This is a genomic window from Streptococcus taoyuanensis, assembly GCF_029589235.1.
Classification (GTDB): Bacteria; Bacillota; Bacilli; order Lactobacillales; family Streptococcaceae; genus Streptococcus; species Streptococcus taoyuanensis.
On the sequence record NZ_JARQVW010000008.1, the window covers coordinates 15,414 to 30,193 of the forward strand.

Genomic DNA, 14,780 nt, shown 5'->3' on the forward strand with positions numbered 1-14,780 from the left:
TAGTGTCACACCTTTCTTAATAGTCTTCGAGAATGTCGCCAATTGGATCGTTAGAAGTAGCGGCTCCGCCACCTCCATTGCCACCTTTCTTAGAAAGAGTAAGGTAGATCAAGGCAAGGGCAACACCAATTGCTCCAAGGGCGATCAAGGTCAATTGGCTAACAGCTGCAAGAGCAAAACCGATGGCAAAGAATGGCCATACTTCACGGCTCGCCATCATGTTGATAACCATGGCATAACCAACGGCTACAACCATACCACCACCGATTTGCATTCCATCAGAGAGCCATTTTGGCATTTGTTCAAGAGCAGTTTTGACAGTTTCAGCAGGAATCATCAACAAGAGGGCTGCAGGAATGGCGATACGAAGACCTTGAAGAAGAAGGGCCACAAAGTGAGCGCGTTCTACACCTTTGATATCCCCTTTTCTAGCAGCAGCGTCGGCAGTGTGAACCAAACCAACGGAAAGGGTACGGACGATCATGGTCAAGAAAAGACCAGCAACTGCAAGTGGAATAGCGACACCTTGAGCGACAGCGATTCCTTTTGTACTGAAGTCTCCCCCAAGTACCATGATGATGGCAGCAGCGACAGATGCAAGGGCAGCATCGGGTGCAACTGCGGCACCAATGTTTGCCCAGCCAAGTGCAATAAATTGAAGTGAACCACCAAGCATAATGCCAGCAGTCAAATTACCTGTTACCAAACCGATTAAGGTACAAGCAACAAGGGGTTGGTGGAATTGGAATTGGTCAAGGATACCTTCAAGACCTGCTAAGAAGGCAACAACGACCACTAATACCATAGAAATAATAGACATGTTTAAAATCCTTTCGTAAGTAATCGATTATTGAACGTTAGCTTTGTTAATTAAGTCAAACAAATCTTTCTTAGAGTCATTTGGCACTTTACGGACGTCAAATTCTACTCCAAGATCACGCATTTTTTCAAATGTAGCCACGTCATCTTTATCCATTGACAACACATTGTTCACCATGGTTTTACCAGTTGAGTGGGCCATTGAACCAACGTTCAAGGTTTTAATCGGAACACCACCTTCGATGGCGCGAAGAGCATCTTGGGGTGTTTCAAATAAGATCAAAGCATGGGTATTTCCAAAACGTGGATCTTTTGCAACGTCGATCAATTTTTGAATTGGGACAACGTTTGCTTTCACACCATTTGGTGCCGCTTGTTTGATCAATTCCTTACGGAGTTCATCTTTGGCAACAGAATCTGAAGCAACAATGATCCGATCGGCTTTTGAATCAGGTGTCCAAGCAGTTGCGACTTGTCCATGAAGAAGACGTGTATCTAAGCGGGCAAGGTTAATCTTGAGTTTTCCATCTCCGATAACCGTTCCTTCTGGAATCGCAGCTTGGGCTACAGGAGCAGCAGCGGCTGAACTAGCTTCTTCGACAGGATTCAATTCTTCTGGAAGGGCTTTGACACCGTCTTTAGCTTCCTTGATGATGTTTGCAGCGACTTTATCAACGCCGGCATTTGCATCCATCAAACGCTCTGTATAAGCTTGAATCAACATCGGAAGGTTCAATCCTGTGATGATCGCAAATTTACGATCTGGATTTTCTCCCATGACGCGACTTGCTTGGTTAAATGGAGAACCACTCCAAAGGTCAGCCAAAACCAAAACTTCATCTTCTGCATCAAATGCGGCAACAGCTGCATTAAATTTAGCATAGAGATCATCCGGGCCTTCGCTTGGCATGAACGTAACCACTTGAACTTTCTCTTGATCCCCAAAGATCATCGAGCCGGATTGGTGGATTCCAGCTGCAAATTCACCGTGGCTAGCAATAATGATACCAATACTCATTATTGACATTCCTCCTTATAAAATTTGTTTGACTTTCAGTTTAAGAAAACTTTAAGCTACTTTATTATAAATCGTTTCCACACTTAAGTCAATTTTTCTATCAAAATCTCGATGTAAAAATATCAATTTATTATATTAAATTATAGTTGGATAGAAAAAGAATGTTTTTGGATAGATCTTTTTTATTACTTGTTGATGCTTAAAAAAATCAATGATAGATATGTTTTATAGGATTTTTTTCTTAATGAAAAAATTCCGACAATCAAGCAATATTCCCAAAAACAAAAATAAATATATAACAAATTGTAAATTAGAGTGATTGAGAGTACTCAAAAAAAGACCAGCCCAACTGGGCTAGTCCTGTAGGTTTAGTAGTTTAGTTTGTAAAGTCAAGCACCATACGTCCTTGAATGGTTCCGGCTTCCATTTCGTCAAAGACTTTGACAGCATCTTCTACTGGACGTTTTTGAACGACAGGGACTACCAAGCCTTCTGCACCAAATTGGAAGGCTTCTTCCAAGTCTTTACGAGTTCCTACAAGAGAACCAATGACTTGGATACCATCTAATACAGTTTTCACAATGCTGAGGTCCATCATTTCAGAAGGAAGACCAACTGCGATCACGCGACCACCTGCACGAACAGAATCTACTGCTTGGTTGAAAGCCACTTTAGAAACAGCTGTTACGACAGCAGAGTGAGCTCCACCATTTGTTTTTTCTTTGATCAATCCTGGGACATCTTCAACTTCGCGACCGTTGATGACAAAGTCTGCACCAACTTCTTTTGCCAATTCTAGTTTATCATTGTTGATATCGACAGCGATGACATGTGCGTTGAAGACTTTCTTGGCATATTGAACAGCCAAGTTTCCTAGTCCACCAGCTCCGTAGATAACAATCCATTGTCCAGGTTCAGCTTTGGCTTCTTTGATAGCTTTGTAAGTTGTAACACCTGCACAGGTAATAGAAGAAGCTTGGGCTGGATCTAATCCTTCAGGTACCTTCACTGCGTAATCTGCAGTAACGATACATTGTTCAGCCATTCCTCCATCAACAGAGTAACCAGCATTTTTTACAGTACGGCAAAGGGTTTCACGACCAGTTGTACAGTATTCACAAGTTCCACATCCTTCGAAGAACCATGCAACACTGACACGATCCCCAACTTTTAGGCTCTTAACATCTGGAGCAACTTCTTTAACAATACCGATTCCTTCGTGTCCAAGAACACGGCCTGGAACTTTACCGAAGTCTCCGTGAGCAACGTGCAAGTCAGTGTGGCAGACACCACAGTATTCGATTTGAACAAGTGCTTCCCCTGTTTCCAGTGGACGCATGTCTTTGTTTGCAACGATTTCAACACCAGTACCTTCTGGATTAACAACAACAGCTTTCATTTTGTTCCTCCTTAAGTGAACGAGAAGCGATTTAGCATTTTTTGAAAGCGCTTCTTTAATAACTATGTTAATAATATCACAAACTAGATGGCAAGGCAATGAAAAAAATGTAAAAATAGGAGGGTATTGATTAACCGATTAAGTATTTAGGATAGAAAAAGACATGAGGGATAGCTCATGTCTGTTCCTATTATAAGAATAATTGAATGAGTTGGCGCGCTACACCGTCTTCGTTATTGGTGAAATCTGTGATGGAGTCTGCATATGGGAGAAGGACGGAGCTGGCATTTTTCATAGCGTATCCATGACCAGCAAGAGCTAGCATGTCGGTATCGTTGTGCTCGTCTCCAAAGGCAATCAAATCCTTCTGATCCATATTGAGTTTATCCAGAAGGTAGGTCAGAGCAGAAGCTTTGGTCACATTTTTTGGATTGCATTCCAGAATATTTAAGGGACCACCCCAAGTATTGATAGACAGATTGTAGTCATAATGCCGATTCATTTCATCTGCCAGAGCATATTTGTCTTCCGCTTTCGTTTGAAAGAGGATACAGTTTGGGTCGCTCGTTACCCGTTTGGGATTGAATTGATTTTCTGGTTGGAAAGATTCAATACCGAATAGTTTAGGATCTGCAACGTGCTCATTTGGATCGGTAATAAAGAATTTATTGCGGTATTCGCCAGCGATAAAGTCCGCTTGGATGGTGTCTCGGTTAGCGACCATATCTAACAGGTATTTTTTATCTAAAGTCAAACATTGTTCATCCGCCCATTTTTTCTCAGGGAGATGCGTTAGGGAGCCGTTAAAATTGATCATCGGAGTATCTAGCTCTAGCTGTTTGTAATAGGTGTGCGCCATACGGTAGGGGCGGCCTGTTGTAATAATGACTTTATGGCCGAGAGCACTAATTTTTTTTATCGTATCAATGGTAAAGTCGCTCAATTTGCTTTCGGAATTTAAGAGAGTGCCGTCTAGATCTAGAGCGATCATCTTTTTATGCATATTTCAGTTCCTTTCGAGAAGAATGAGACCATTATATCAGAAAAATCGGAAAAGCGCTCAAAAATCGAGAAGAGAAGTAGGATTTCTTGAAAGGCGAAAGATCTTTTGGTAAAATAGAAATAACGTTCGCAAATTGATTGGGAGCGAGAATGATGAAAAAGGAGTTTATTCTGAAATGGATAAGTTTTTTAAACTTTCAGAACATGGAACCACTGTTCGAACAGAGGTTCTTGCTGGTTTGACAACCTTTTTTGCGATGAGTTATATCCTCTTCGTAAACCCTCAAATGTTGTCACAAACAGGTATGCCAGCTCAAGGAGTCTTCCTTGCAACGATTATTGGATCCGTTGTCGGGACCTTGATGATGGCTTTTTATGCCAATTTACCTTATGCACAAGCACCTGGGATGGGCTTGAATGCCTTCTTTACCTTTACAGTTGTATTTGGTATGGGATACTCATGGCAGGAAGCTTTGGGAATGGTCTTCATTTGTGGTGTGATTTCATTGATTATCACATTGACAAAAGTTCGGAAGATGATCATCGAATCGATTCCGACTGCTCTTCGCTCTGCTATTTCAGCGGGGATCGGGATTTTCTTGGCCTATGTTGGGATTAAGAATGCAGGATTTTTAAAATTCACGATTGACCCTCATACTTATACAGTGGTCGGGGAAGGAGCAGATAAGGCGAATGCAACGATCTCAGCCAATGCATCTGCTGTTCCTGGATTGGTTGATTTTAACAATCCGGCGGTCCTCTTGGCTCTTGTTGGTCTTGCAATTACTATTTTCTTTGTTGTCAAAGGGATTAAGGGAGGGATTATCCTTTCTATCTTAGCAACGACTGTGCTTGGGATTCTCATCCATGTGGTTGATATCACTAAAATTGACTTTGCAAGTAATCATCTAGGAGCTGCCTTTAATGATTTAGGCACGATCTTTGGTCAAGCTTTGGGATCAAAAGGATTGGGTTCTTTGATTTCCAATACGTCTCGTTTGCCTGAGACCTTAATGGCAATTTTAGCCTTCTCCTTGACGGATATTTTTGATACAATTGGAACTTTAATAGGTACGGGTGAAAAAGTTGGGATTGTTGCGACAAATGGGGAAAACCATCAATCAGCGAAATTAGATAAGGCTCTCTATTCAGACCTTGTAGCGACTTCAGTCGGAGCTATTGCAGGAACTTCAAACGTAACGACTTATGTTGAATCTGCAGCCGGTATTGGAGCTGGTGGACGCACTGGTTTGACAGCCTTGGTTGTGGCAATCTGTTTTGCTATTTCAAGTCTCTTTAGTCCTTTGTTGGCGATTGTACCGACCGCTGCTACAGCTCCAATTTTGATTGTTGTTGGGATCATGATGTTGAGTGGCTTGAAAAATATCCATTGGGAAGATATGTCAGAAGCAGTTCCTGCCTTCTTCACCTCTATCTTTATGGGCTTCAGCTACTCGATTACACAAGGGATCGCTGCTGGATTTATCACCTATAGCTTAGTGAAAGTGGTTAAAGGAGAAGCCAAAGAAGTGCACAGCATGATTTGGATCCTAGATGTTCTCTTTATTTTAAACTACGTTAGCATGGCCTTGAATTAAGTATCAGAAAAGTGCCAAAAAGGAATGGGAGTTGTCTCCCATTCCTTTTTAGATGGATCGAGGGAATAAATCGGAGAGTTTCCTGTTTTCTTTGATTTCTTCTTCTCAAAAACAAACTTGAATCAAACAATTTCTAAAAGAAAGAGCAGATTTTTAAAAAGTTTGGTATAATAGAAAAATGATTAGTCACAATGAAACGGAGCTGATCGCTCTAGGAAAACAGCTAGGAAAACTCTTAGAAAAGCAAGACGTGATTATCTTATCAGGTGATCTAGGAGCAGGAAAAACGACCTTTACCAAAGGAATTGCAAAGGGGTTAGGGATTGATCAGATGATTAAAAGCCCGACCTATACCATTGTTCGTGAATACGAAGGTCGCTTGCCTTTATACCATTTGGATGTTTACCGGATTGGGAATGATCCAGATTCTATTGATTTAGATGATTTTCTATTTGGAGATGGGGCGACCATTATTGAATGGGGAGAGCTGATTGAGCCCAGTCTCTCGGATGCTTATCTAAAAATTTTTATCCGAAAATTAGAAGATGGGCGAGAGTTGGCTTTTGAAGCTCATGGAGCGCGTGCAGAAGCTTTACTAGCATCCTTTGAGCAGGTGGAAAAAACGGATGACTAAGGAAAAGGAAGTAACATTAGAAATTCGGCAAGCTGACAGTGCAGACGCGGCTCTTGTCGTTGATTTCTTAAATCAAGTTGGGAAAGAGTCAGATTACATGACGCTAGATGAAGCTGGGATTGGCATGTCTCCAGCAGACATGGAGCAATTTCTAATGGTGCAAGAGATGGCGGAAAATCGGATTTGCCTCTTGCTATTTCTAGATCAGGAACTGGCAGCTTTGTTAAATATCACTGCAGCTTCTCAACGGTCCATTCGGCATATTGGTGATGTCTTTATTGTGGTTCAAAAAGCTTATTGGAATCAAGGGCTTGGACAGATCTTGTTGGAAGAAGGGATCGAGTGGGCGCACTCGACCGGTGTTCTTAGGAAACTAGTCTTGAATGTCCAAGTGTGCAATGAACGAGCAGTTCACCTGTATAAAAAGTTAGGTTTTGAGATCGAAGGTTGCCAAGCTCGTGGAGCTTGTTCAGCTGAAGGAGAATTCTTAGATGTTTACCTTATGGGGAAACTGATAGATTAGAGAGAGAGTCTACATGGTAAAAAAAATTATTTTGATGTTTTTGAGCTTATTGACGGTAACAGTGATTGGGATCGGGGCCTATGGCCTCACTATCCTCAATCAAACGACTGGGACTCTCAGTAAGACTTATAAGGGCTTTGGAAATGAGACCAATGTCATTGCAGAAAACAAGCCGATGACTATCCTTTTGATGGGGGTTGATACAGGTAGCGGTTCTCGGGAAGATCCTTGGGCCGGAAATAGTGATACCATGATTTTGGTGACTGTTAATCCTCAAACAAAAGAAACAACCATGACGAGTTTGGAAAGAGATATCCTAACCAATATTACTTCAGATGGCGAAACGGTCCAAGCAAAATTGAATTCGGCTTATGCTCAAGGCGGTGCCAAGTTAGCCATTAAGACCATTCAAGATCTTTTGAATATCCATATTGACCGCTATGTCATGATCAATATGAAGGGATTGGTTCAATTAGTGGATAAGGTTGGTGGTATCACGGTTAACAATCCATTTGACTTCGATATCTCGATCGAGGAAAATGAGCCAGAATATACGGCTAAGATTGCACCAGGACGTCAGGAGATTAATGGGGACCAAGCTCTCGTTTATTCACGCATGCGCTACCAAGACCCAGAAGGAGACTACGGACGTCAAAAACGCCAACGTGAAGTGATCAAAAAGATTGTTGAGAAAGTTTTAAGCCTCAATAGTTTGAGTCACTACAAAGGAATCATTGAGTCTGTTAGTGACAATATGCAAACCAACATAGCGCTTGACAGTAATAGTCTTCTTCAATTGCTAGGATATAAAGATGCTCTTTCAACGATTCATCAGTACCAGCTGAAAGGAGAAGATGCCACCTTAGCAGATGGCGGAAGTTATCAGATTGTCACTTCAAAACATCTCTTGAAAATTCAAAATATCATCCGCAAAGCTTTGGGGATGAAAGAAATTAAAACATTGAAAACCAATGCTTACCTATTAGATGGAGATGAAGAGTTGAAGAATACTTCTTCTCAAAATGATACGCCAGCGGCATCATCTGAGGAAGCACCTGTTTACCAAGAGTTTAACCAACTACCAGTTGTACCATCGACCCAGGATACGGGAGTGGTGACGCCTCAAAGTTCTGTTGCACCAGTGACACCAGTTGCACCTGCAGCTACAGAGTCGAGCAGTGTGACACCTACGGTACCTTCAGAATAAGAAAAAAACGATTGAGTTTTCTCAATCGTTTTTACTTGGTTGCCAGATGTCTTGAATTTCTTTTAGAGAGGCTGTTGCTTGTTGACTAAATAGTTTGGTCTTGTATTGGAAATCCGTTACCAATTCTTGAAGATTGGTCTTTTGGTATTGGATAATATCCAGATTGCGTTGGATTTTTGCTAGGTTATCTTGAATTCCCTTGATCAATTGGCTGGATTCAGTCACCTCTGTTTTGATTTCTTTGCGGTTTTTTACTAGGTGGTAGCTAATGCTAGCTCCTGTTGCAAACCAAAAGAGATTTTTGAGTTTCATATGGCCTCCTTTTTAACTGTTTTTGATGGTTTCTGCGAGAACTGCTAGTTGTTCAAAATTAGGCTCGTGTTCAGTAAATGAAATGGCAAGCTCATCTTGATCAGAATAGCGAGGGATAATGTGGACATGTGTGTGAAAAACGGTTTGTCCAGAAACTTCTTCCATGTTGCTGATGATATTCATTCCCTTAGCTTGGGTAGCAGCTTCTACTTTTTTAGCAACTTTAGAAACACGTGCAAATAGTTGAGCTGTGGCGGTTTCGTCCATCTCTAAGAGGTTGCGAGCGTGTTTTTTTGGAACCACTAACGTATGACCTGGTGTAACCTGAGAGATGTCCAAAAATGCGAGGACTTCCTCGTCCTCATAGACTTTGGAGGAAGGAATGTCGCCAGCTATAATCTTACAAAAAATACAATCGTCAACCATAAATACACCTCATTTAGACTAAATTTTGTTATAATATAAGAACATTATACCAGAAATCGGAGAAAATATGTTAGAAATCAACAAGTTGACAGGGGGCTATGTCAACATCCCTGTCCTGAAAGAGGTGAGTTTTTCAGTTCCGGATGGCCAACTGATTGGTTTGATTGGACTTAATGGAGCTGGGAAGTCAACCACGATTAATGAAATTATTGGTCTCCTGCATCCTTATGCTGGAGAAGTACGGATTGACGGCTTGAGTCTTCCAGAAGCTCCAACTGACTATCGTAAAAAAATCGGCTATATTCCAGAAACCCCTAGCCTATATGAAGAATTAACCCTGAGAGAGCATATCGAGACCGTAGCTATGGCCTATGATTTAGACATGGATCAGGTCATGGTACGCGTCCAGCCTTTGTTGGAACGCTTCCGTTTGGCTGAAAAATTAGATTGGTTCCCGACCCAGTTTTCAAAAGGGATGAAGCAAAAGGTCATGATTATTTGCGCCTATGCAGTGGATCCAAGTCTTTATATTGTCGATGAACCCTTTTTGGGATTGGATCCTGTTGCGATTGCAGATTTGATTCAGTTATTGGCAGATGAGAAAGCAAAAGGAAAATCGATTTTGATGAGTACTCACGTTCTGGATTCGGCTGAAAAGATGTGTGATGGTTTTGTGATCCTCCATAAGGGTCAGATCCGAGCAAAAGGGACCTTGGACGAGCTGCGTTCAACTTTTGGGGATGAGAAAGCAAGTCTAAATGATATCTACATGACCTTGACAGAAGAGGAAACAGCATGAAAGAGTTGATGAAAAAACGGCAACAAACGTTTCGAACTCAATGTGTAAAATATAGCCGCTATGTTCTCAATGATCATTTCGTCCTCTTTATGTTGATTTTTATAGGATTTTTGGCGGTTCAATACAGTCAATTCTTGCAAGATCTACCCAAAGATACAAGCCTGATCCGTTGGAGTCTCATGATTGGTTTGCTCCTCTTGGTTCCGATAGGCTCTATTGCGACCTACTTAGAGAAGCCCGATGCTTTATTCCTTTTGGTAAAGGAAGAGGAAGTGAAACGTTATATCAAAGGGCAGGCCAAGAAGTCTTTTGTGTTTTGGTTTTTGATTCAAAGTTTTGTCCTTCTATTATTTGTGCCTCTTCTTCTGGCAACGGGGCTGGATAAACTTGCTATTGTAGCTTATATCCTTGTCTTAGGAGTGGCTAAAGGGGCTGTTTTTAGCTGGAAGGAAGCGCGCTTCTACCAGGATGGAAATTTGAATTGGAACTTGGCCATTGCTCGTGAGAATGCAAGGAAACAATTGATTCTTCGTTTCTTTGCCTTGTTTACAACGGTGAAAGGTATTACTAACAGTGTTAAAAGAAGAGCTTACTTGGATGGTTTCTTAGGGCTTCTTCCCAAAACACATGGCAATACGTGGCTTCACTTATATATGCGCTCCTTCCTACGGAATGGAGATCTTTTCTCTATGACTCTCCGACTCTTGGCTCTTTCCATTCTCGCTATCATCTTTATTCCTCAACCTCTCGTAGTGATTGCCCTTGTAGCCTTGCTCAATTACTTGGTTATTTTTCAATTACTGGGGCTTTACAGTGCTTTTGATTACCAACCCTTGACCCTCCTTTTCCCGATGAAACAGGGTAGTAAAAAGGCAGGGTTGAACAAAACGATTCAGCTGGTCATGGGGATGATAACGGTGATAGAAGGGGGAATTGGCCTGGTCTTTATTTCAGATAAAGTCCTGTTGTTAGGTCTACTGGCTTATACAGTTGCTTTAATCCTACTCTATCTTCCATTTAAGATGGTGCGCTTGGTTGACGAAAATCGTTAAAATTAGTAAAATAGATTGGAAACTTTTTACGGAGGAAAAGATGGACTCGAATGAAAAAGAGCTAAGCCTCACCCCAATTCCTGGGAAGAGTGGGAAGGCCTACATGGGGACCTACCCAGATGGTGGGCGCGTTTTTGTAAAAATGAATACGACCCCAATCCTTGCGGGTCTAGCAAAAGAACAGATTGCTCCTCAATTGTTATGGAGTCGACGCTTGCCAGATGGAAATGTGATGAGTGCCCAAGAATGGTTGAATGGGGAAATTCTCACGCCAAATGGGATGTCGAAAAAACAAGTCGTCAATATTTTAACGAGATTGCACCGTTCTAGACCTTTGATGACTCAATTAAAAAAACTTGGCTATCCTGTGGAATCTCCATTAGAATTGCTCAATTCTTGGAGTAACCGGTTGCCAATTGCCCTACGTCAGAACCACTATATCCAATCAGTCGTAAAGAATTTACGTAAGACAGTGCCTGCCTTTCGGGAGGATTATGCGACGATCGTCCACGGAGATGTTCGTCATAGTAACTGGATTGAGACAGAGAGCGGCTTGATTTATCTAGTCGATTGGGACTCTGTTCGTTTGACAGACCGGATGTTGGATGTGGCGCATATCTTGAGTCACTATATCCCAGATTCTAATTGGCGCGATTGGTTAGGCTATTATGGCTACAAGTACAATCAAAAAGTATTTGATAAACTCTATTGGTTTGGTCAATACTCTTTCTTGTGCCAAATTGCTAAATACTATGAAAATAATGATTTAGAAAATGTCAATCGCGAGATCTATGCTCTGCGCAATTTCCGGTTGAAATATGGAAAGGAAATATGAGAGTTAGAAATCGCAAGGGAGCGACTGAATTATTAGAAGCGAATCCGCAATATGTGGTCCTAAATCCAGAAGATGCCAAGGGAAAGTGGCATGAAATTTTTGGGAATGACCATCCTATTCATATCGAAGTGGGCAGCGGGAAAGGGGCCTTTATTACTGGGATGGCCAAGGCCAATCCAGAGATCAACTACATCGGAATTGATATTCAAAAATCGGTCTTGAGTTATGCTTTAGATAAGGTCTTAGAAGCTGATGTTCCTAACATTAAATTGCTTTGGGTAGACGGAGATAGCTTGACCAACTATTTTGAAGATGGGGAAATTGATCAACTCTATCTGAATTTTTCAGATCCTTGGCCTAAGAAACGTCATGAGAAGCGTCGCTTGACTTACAAGACCTTCCTGGATACCTTCAAGCAAATTCTTCCAGAACATGGGGAGATTCACTTTAAAACAGATAATCGAGGTCTGTTTGAATACAGTTTGGTGAGCTTTTCACAGTATGGTATGACTTTGAAGGGAGTCTGGCTAGATCTTCATGATAGTGATTTTGAGGGGAATGTCATGACGGAATATGAGAAAAAGTTCTCAAGTAAAGGCCAGGTCATTTACCGTGTAGAAGCACAGTTTTAGCATATTCCTTGCAATCATTGGGGAATCGTGTTATAATACTTTAAATGAATAGAAAAGGAGAGGCGGGGAAATATCTTCGCCTCTTATCTATGAGGAGGTGGCAACCATCGCAACGATTGTTGATTTAGTAACAGAAGTGATTCAGCCTGCCATCCAGGAACCATTTGAATTGGTCGATGTTGAATATGGCAAAATGGGTGGTGACTACGTCTTAAGCATTTTCGTAGACAAACCAGAAGGGATCACACTGAATGATACAGCGGATTTGACAGAAATCATTAGCCCGCTATTGGATCAAATCAAACCAGATCCATTTCCAGAACAGTACTTTTTAGAAGTTACCAGTCCTGGCTTGGAGAGACCTTTGAAAACCAAGGAAGCACTCGAGGGAGCTGTTGGCAAGTATGTCAATATCAGCTTGTATAAGGCTGTTGAAAAGCAAAAGGTCTTTGAGGGGAACTTGGTAGGTTTTGAAGAGGATGTTTTGACCATTGAGTATATGGATAAAACACGAAAGAAAACTGTAGAAATTCCTTATAACCTTGTGTCCAAAGCAAGGTTGGCTGTAAAATTGTAACAGAATGAAAGAAAGGATGCCTTTATAGTAGAGGCAAGAAAAACATGAGTAAAGAAATGCTAGAAGCCTTCCGCATTTTGGAAGAAGACAAAGGGATCAAAAAAGAAGATATCATCGAAGCCGTCACAGAATCATTGCGTTCGGCTTATCGCCGTCGTTATGGACAATCAGAAAGTGCAGCGATTGAATTCAATGAAAAAACTGGAGATTTCCGTGTTTATACGGTTCGTGAAGTGGTGGATGAAGTCTTTGATAGCCGTTTAGAAATCAGCTTGAAGGATGCCTTGGCCATTAGCTCTGCTTATGAGTTGGGGGACAAGATCAAGTTTGAAGAAGCACCAGCTGAATTTGGTCGTGTAGCAGCTCAATCTGCTAAACAAACGATCATGGAAAAAATGCGTAAGCAAACGCGCACCATCACCTATAACACTTATAAAGAACATGAAAATGAAATCATGAGTGGAACGGTGGAGCGCTTTGACAATCGATTTATCTATGTCAATCTTGGTTCGATCGAAGCTCAATTGTCTAAGCAAGACCAAATTCCAGGAGAAGTATTCCAATCTCATGATCGAATTGAAGTATTTGTCTACAAGGTAGAAGATAATCCACGTGGTGTCAATGTCTTTGTTAGCCGAAGCCACCCTGAAATGATCAAACGTTTGATGGAACAAGAAATTCCTGAAGTCTACGATGGAACTGTTGAGATTATGAGTGTAGCGCGTGAAGCTGGAGATCGTACAAAAGTTGCGGTTCGTAGCCATAATCCAAACGTAGATGCGATTGGGACTATCGTTGGTCGTGGTGGATCGAATATTAAAAAGATTACCAGCAAGTTCCACCCAGCTCGATACGATCAAAAATTAGACCGTATGGTTCCGACAGAAGAAAATATCGATGTCATCGAGTGGGTTCCAGATCCAGCTGAATTTATCTACAATGCGATCGCTCCTGCAGAAGTGGACCAAGTTATTTTTGATGATGAAGATAGCAAACATGCTCTCGTTGTGGTTCCAGATAATAAACTATCTCTTGCCATCGGTCGTCGTGGTCAAAACGTTCGTTTGGCGGCTCATTTGACTGGTTACCGCATTGATATCAAATCTGCTAGTGAGTTCGAAGAAATGGAAGCAGCTCAAGAAACTTTTGAAGACCAAGTAGAAAGTGGCGAAGAGCAAGTCGATTAAGAGAGGGAGGGAAAATGGTAAAAACAAGAAAAATCCCTTTAAGAAAATCTGTCGTTTCAAATGAAATTATTGATAAGCGCGATTTGCTCCGCATTGTCAAAAATAAAGAAGGACAAGTCTTTATCGATCCAACTGGCAAAGCCAATGGTCGAGGTGCTTACATCAAGCTAGACAATGAAGAAGCGGCACTTGCTAAGAAAAAGAAAGTTTTTAATCGTAGCTTTAATATGGAAGTGGAAGAAGCTTTCTATGATGAATTGATCGCTTATGTAGATCATAAGGTGAAGAGAAGAGAGTTAGGCCTTGAATAAGCAAAAGATAAGTAATTTGTTGGGTTTGGCGCAAAGAGCAGGAAAACTCATTTCTGGAGAAGAACTCGTGATCAAAGCCATCCAGGAAGAAAAAGCAAAATTAGTTTTTCTAGCAAATGATGCAGCTAGTAACCTGACAAAAAAGGTGACAGATAAGGGTCACTATTATGAGGTTCAAGTATCTACCGTGTTTTCAACACTAGAATTAAGCACTGCAATTGGACGTTCTCGTAAGGTCGTCGCTGTTGTAGATGCTGGATTTTCAAAGAAAATGAGGTCTCTTATGGAATAGAAGAGGAGGACAGCAATTGTCTAAGAAAAGATTATACGAAATTGCCAAAGAATTGGGCAAGGAAAGTAAAGAAGTCGTCACTCGTGCGAAAGAATTAGGTTTTGACGTCAAGAGTCATGCATCTAGTGTCGATACTGATGTTGCTGAAAAGTTGATC

At 41.3% G+C, this 14,780-nt stretch carries 18 protein-coding genes and 1 pseudogene; 13 read left to right on the forward strand and 6 right to left on the reverse strand.

Annotated features, from left to right (window positions below; genetic code table 11):
- Positions 1–16: 16 nt before the first annotated feature.
- From P5Y91_RS06245 to P5Y91_RS06260, 4 genes are all read right to left on the reverse strand, one after another.
- Complete coding sequence (locus tag P5Y91_RS06245) at positions 17–820, reverse strand: PTS mannose/fructose/sorbose transporter subunit IIC (RefSeq protein ID WP_048789380.1); 804 nt, start codon at positions 818–820, stop codon at positions 17–19.
- Between the two features lie 27 nt (positions 821–847).
- A complete protein-coding gene (locus P5Y91_RS06250) occupies positions 848–1,837 on the reverse strand; it encodes a PTS sugar transporter subunit IIB (RefSeq protein WP_118096388.1) in 990 nt (329 codons plus the stop codon).
- 376 nt (positions 1,838–2,213) lie between these two features.
- Entirely contained in the window at positions 2,214–3,236 is a 1,023-nt protein-coding gene (gene adhP / locus P5Y91_RS06255; RefSeq protein ID WP_023920230.1) for an alcohol dehydrogenase AdhP, read from the reverse strand.
- A gap of 190 nt (positions 3,237–3,426) precedes the next feature.
- Positions 3,427–4,239 carry a Cof-type HAD-IIB family hydrolase gene (locus P5Y91_RS06260; RefSeq protein ID WP_070664898.1) on the reverse strand — a complete coding sequence of 271 codons (813 nt, stop codon included), beginning with the start codon at positions 4,237–4,239 and terminating at the stop codon, positions 3,427–3,429.
- A 175-nt stretch (positions 4,240–4,414) separates the two neighbouring features.
- Here P5Y91_RS06260 and P5Y91_RS06265 point away from each other — a divergent pair, with 175 nt between their 5' ends.
- The 4 genes from P5Y91_RS06265 (at position 4,415) to lytR (ending at position 8,200) form a co-directional block, all read left to right on the forward strand.
- Positions 4,415–5,836, forward strand: coding sequence for an NCS2 family permease (locus P5Y91_RS06265; RefSeq protein ID WP_049474384.1), 1,422 nt, complete (start codon positions 4,415–4,417; stop codon positions 5,834–5,836).
- 178 nt (positions 5,837–6,014) lie between these two features.
- Positions 6,015–6,470, forward strand: coding sequence for a tRNA (adenosine(37)-N6)-threonylcarbamoyltransferase complex ATPase subunit type 1 TsaE (gene tsaE, locus P5Y91_RS06270; RefSeq protein ID WP_031575203.1), 456 nt, complete (start codon positions 6,015–6,017; stop codon positions 6,468–6,470).
- Positions 6,463–6,993 (forward strand): GNAT family N-acetyltransferase, encoded by a 531-nt coding sequence (locus P5Y91_RS06275; protein WP_118398468.1) that lies wholly within the window; start codon positions 6,463–6,465, stop codon positions 6,991–6,993. Before tsaE ends, P5Y91_RS06275 begins: the two co-directional genes overlap by 8 nt.
- Positions 6,994–7,006: 13 nt before the next feature.
- Positions 7,007–8,200 (forward strand): glycopolymer--peptidoglycan transferase LytR, encoded by a 1,194-nt coding sequence (gene lytR / locus P5Y91_RS06280; RefSeq protein ID WP_023920240.1) that lies wholly within the window; start codon positions 7,007–7,009, stop codon positions 8,198–8,200.
- Between the two features lie 21 nt (positions 8,201–8,221).
- Here the strand turns inward: lytR and P5Y91_RS06285 are convergent, their stop codons facing one another.
- The gene (locus tag P5Y91_RS06285; RefSeq protein ID WP_023920243.1) at positions 8,222–8,512 is read right to left on the reverse strand and encodes a hypothetical protein; all 291 of its coding nucleotides are present in this window, start codon (positions 8,510–8,512) and stop codon (positions 8,222–8,224) included.
- 12 nt (positions 8,513–8,524) lie between these two features.
- Positions 8,525–8,938 carry an HIT family protein gene (locus P5Y91_RS06290; RefSeq protein ID WP_003012582.1) on the reverse strand — a complete coding sequence of 138 codons (414 nt, stop codon included), beginning with the start codon at positions 8,936–8,938 and terminating at the stop codon, positions 8,525–8,527.
- A gap of 67 nt (positions 8,939–9,005) precedes the next feature.
- On the opposite strand from P5Y91_RS06290, the gene P5Y91_RS06295 reads away from it, so the two are divergent.
- The 9 genes and pseudogenes from P5Y91_RS06295 to P5Y91_RS10400 all read left to right on the forward strand — a co-directional run.
- Entirely contained in the window at positions 9,006–9,737 is a 732-nt protein-coding gene (locus tag P5Y91_RS06295; RefSeq protein ID WP_021154515.1) for an ABC transporter ATP-binding protein, read from the forward strand.
- Positions 9,734–10,789 carry an ABC transporter permease gene (locus P5Y91_RS06300; RefSeq protein WP_049474382.1) on the forward strand — a complete coding sequence of 352 codons (1,056 nt, stop codon included), beginning with the start codon at positions 9,734–9,736 and terminating at the stop codon, positions 10,787–10,789. The genes P5Y91_RS06295 and P5Y91_RS06300 overlap by 4 nt, the downstream gene beginning before the upstream one ends.
- A 40-nt stretch (positions 10,790–10,829) precedes the next feature.
- Positions 10,830–11,624, forward strand: coding sequence for a cell cycle regulator CcrZ (gene ccrZ, locus P5Y91_RS06305; protein WP_003003852.1), 795 nt, complete (start codon positions 10,830–10,832; stop codon positions 11,622–11,624).
- Entirely contained in the window at positions 11,621–12,256 is a 636-nt protein-coding gene (gene trmB, locus P5Y91_RS06310; protein ID WP_003010406.1) for a tRNA (guanosine(46)-N7)-methyltransferase TrmB, read from the forward strand. Before ccrZ ends, trmB begins: the two co-directional genes overlap by 4 nt.
- Before the next feature lie 97 nt (positions 12,257–12,353).
- Positions 12,354–12,833 carry a ribosome maturation factor RimP gene (gene rimP / locus P5Y91_RS06315; RefSeq protein ID WP_023920253.1) on the forward strand — a complete coding sequence of 160 codons (480 nt, stop codon included), beginning with the start codon at positions 12,354–12,356 and terminating at the stop codon, positions 12,831–12,833.
- Positions 12,834–12,877: 44 nt separating this feature from the next.
- On the forward strand, positions 12,878–14,020 hold the full coding sequence (gene nusA, locus P5Y91_RS06320; RefSeq protein ID WP_003010402.1) for a transcription termination factor NusA: 1,143 nt from the start codon (positions 12,878–12,880) through the stop codon (positions 14,018–14,020).
- A gap of 14 nt (positions 14,021–14,034) precedes the next feature.
- Positions 14,035–14,331, forward strand: coding sequence for an RNase P modulator RnpM (rnpM, locus tag P5Y91_RS06325; protein ID WP_003010401.1), 297 nt, complete (start codon positions 14,035–14,037; stop codon positions 14,329–14,331).
- Entirely contained in the window at positions 14,324–14,623 is a 300-nt protein-coding gene (locus P5Y91_RS06330) for a YlxQ-related RNA-binding protein (protein ID WP_045760253.1), read from the forward strand. Before rnpM ends, P5Y91_RS06330 begins: the two co-directional genes overlap by 8 nt.
- A 16-nt stretch (positions 14,624–14,639) precedes the next feature.
- A pseudogene (locus tag P5Y91_RS10400) lies at positions 14,640–14,763 on the forward strand (translation initiation factor IF-2 N-terminal domain-containing protein); the annotation flags it as partial.
- Positions 14,764–14,780: the final 17 nt, after the last annotated feature.

Excerpts from the sequence above, each read along its gene's own strand:
- P5Y91_RS06290 (WP_003012582.1), bottom strand. The coding sequence starts at position 8,938 with ATGGTTGACGATTGTATTTTTTGTAAGATTATAGCTGGCGACATTCCT.
- nusA (WP_003010402.1), top strand. The coding sequence starts at position 12,878 with ATGAGTAAAGAAATGCTAGAAGCCTTCCGCATTTTGGAAGAAGACAAA.
- P5Y91_RS06275 (WP_118398468.1), top strand. The coding sequence starts at position 6,463 with ATGACTAAGGAAAAGGAAGTAACATTAGAAATTCGGCAAGCTGACAGT.
- P5Y91_RS06300 (WP_049474382.1), top strand. The coding sequence starts at position 9,734 with ATGAAAGAGTTGATGAAAAAACGGCAACAAACGTTTCGAACTCAATGT.
- P5Y91_RS06295 (WP_021154515.1), top strand. The coding sequence starts at position 9,006 with ATGTTAGAAATCAACAAGTTGACAGGGGGCTATGTCAACATCCCTGTC.
- P5Y91_RS06265 (WP_049474384.1), top strand. The coding sequence starts at position 4,415 with ATGGATAAGTTTTTTAAACTTTCAGAACATGGAACCACTGTTCGAACA.
- P5Y91_RS06285 (WP_023920243.1), bottom strand. The coding sequence starts at position 8,512 with ATGAAACTCAAAAATCTCTTTTGGTTTGCAACAGGAGCTAGCATTAGC.
- ccrZ (WP_003003852.1), top strand. The coding sequence starts at position 10,830 with ATGGACTCGAATGAAAAAGAGCTAAGCCTCACCCCAATTCCTGGGAAG.
- P5Y91_RS06260 (WP_070664898.1), bottom strand. The coding sequence starts at position 4,239 with ATGCATAAAAAGATGATCGCTCTAGATCTAGACGGCACTCTCTTAAAT.
- trmB (WP_003010406.1), top strand. The coding sequence starts at position 11,621 with ATGAGAGTTAGAAATCGCAAGGGAGCGACTGAATTATTAGAAGCGAAT.
- rnpM (WP_003010401.1), top strand. The coding sequence starts at position 14,035 with ATGGTAAAAACAAGAAAAATCCCTTTAAGAAAATCTGTCGTTTCAAAT.
- lytR (WP_023920240.1), top strand. The coding sequence starts at position 7,007 with ATGGTAAAAAAAATTATTTTGATGTTTTTGAGCTTATTGACGGTAACA.
- adhP (WP_023920230.1), bottom strand. The coding sequence starts at position 3,236 with ATGAAAGCTGTTGTTGTTAATCCAGAAGGTACTGGTGTTGAAATCGTT.
- tsaE (WP_031575203.1), top strand. The coding sequence starts at position 6,015 with ATGATTAGTCACAATGAAACGGAGCTGATCGCTCTAGGAAAACAGCTA.
- P5Y91_RS06245 (WP_048789380.1), bottom strand. The coding sequence starts at position 820 with ATGTCTATTATTTCTATGGTATTAGTGGTCGTTGTTGCCTTCTTAGCA.
- P5Y91_RS06250 (WP_118096388.1), bottom strand. The coding sequence starts at position 1,837 with ATGAGTATTGGTATCATTATTGCTAGCCACGGTGAATTTGCAGCTGGA.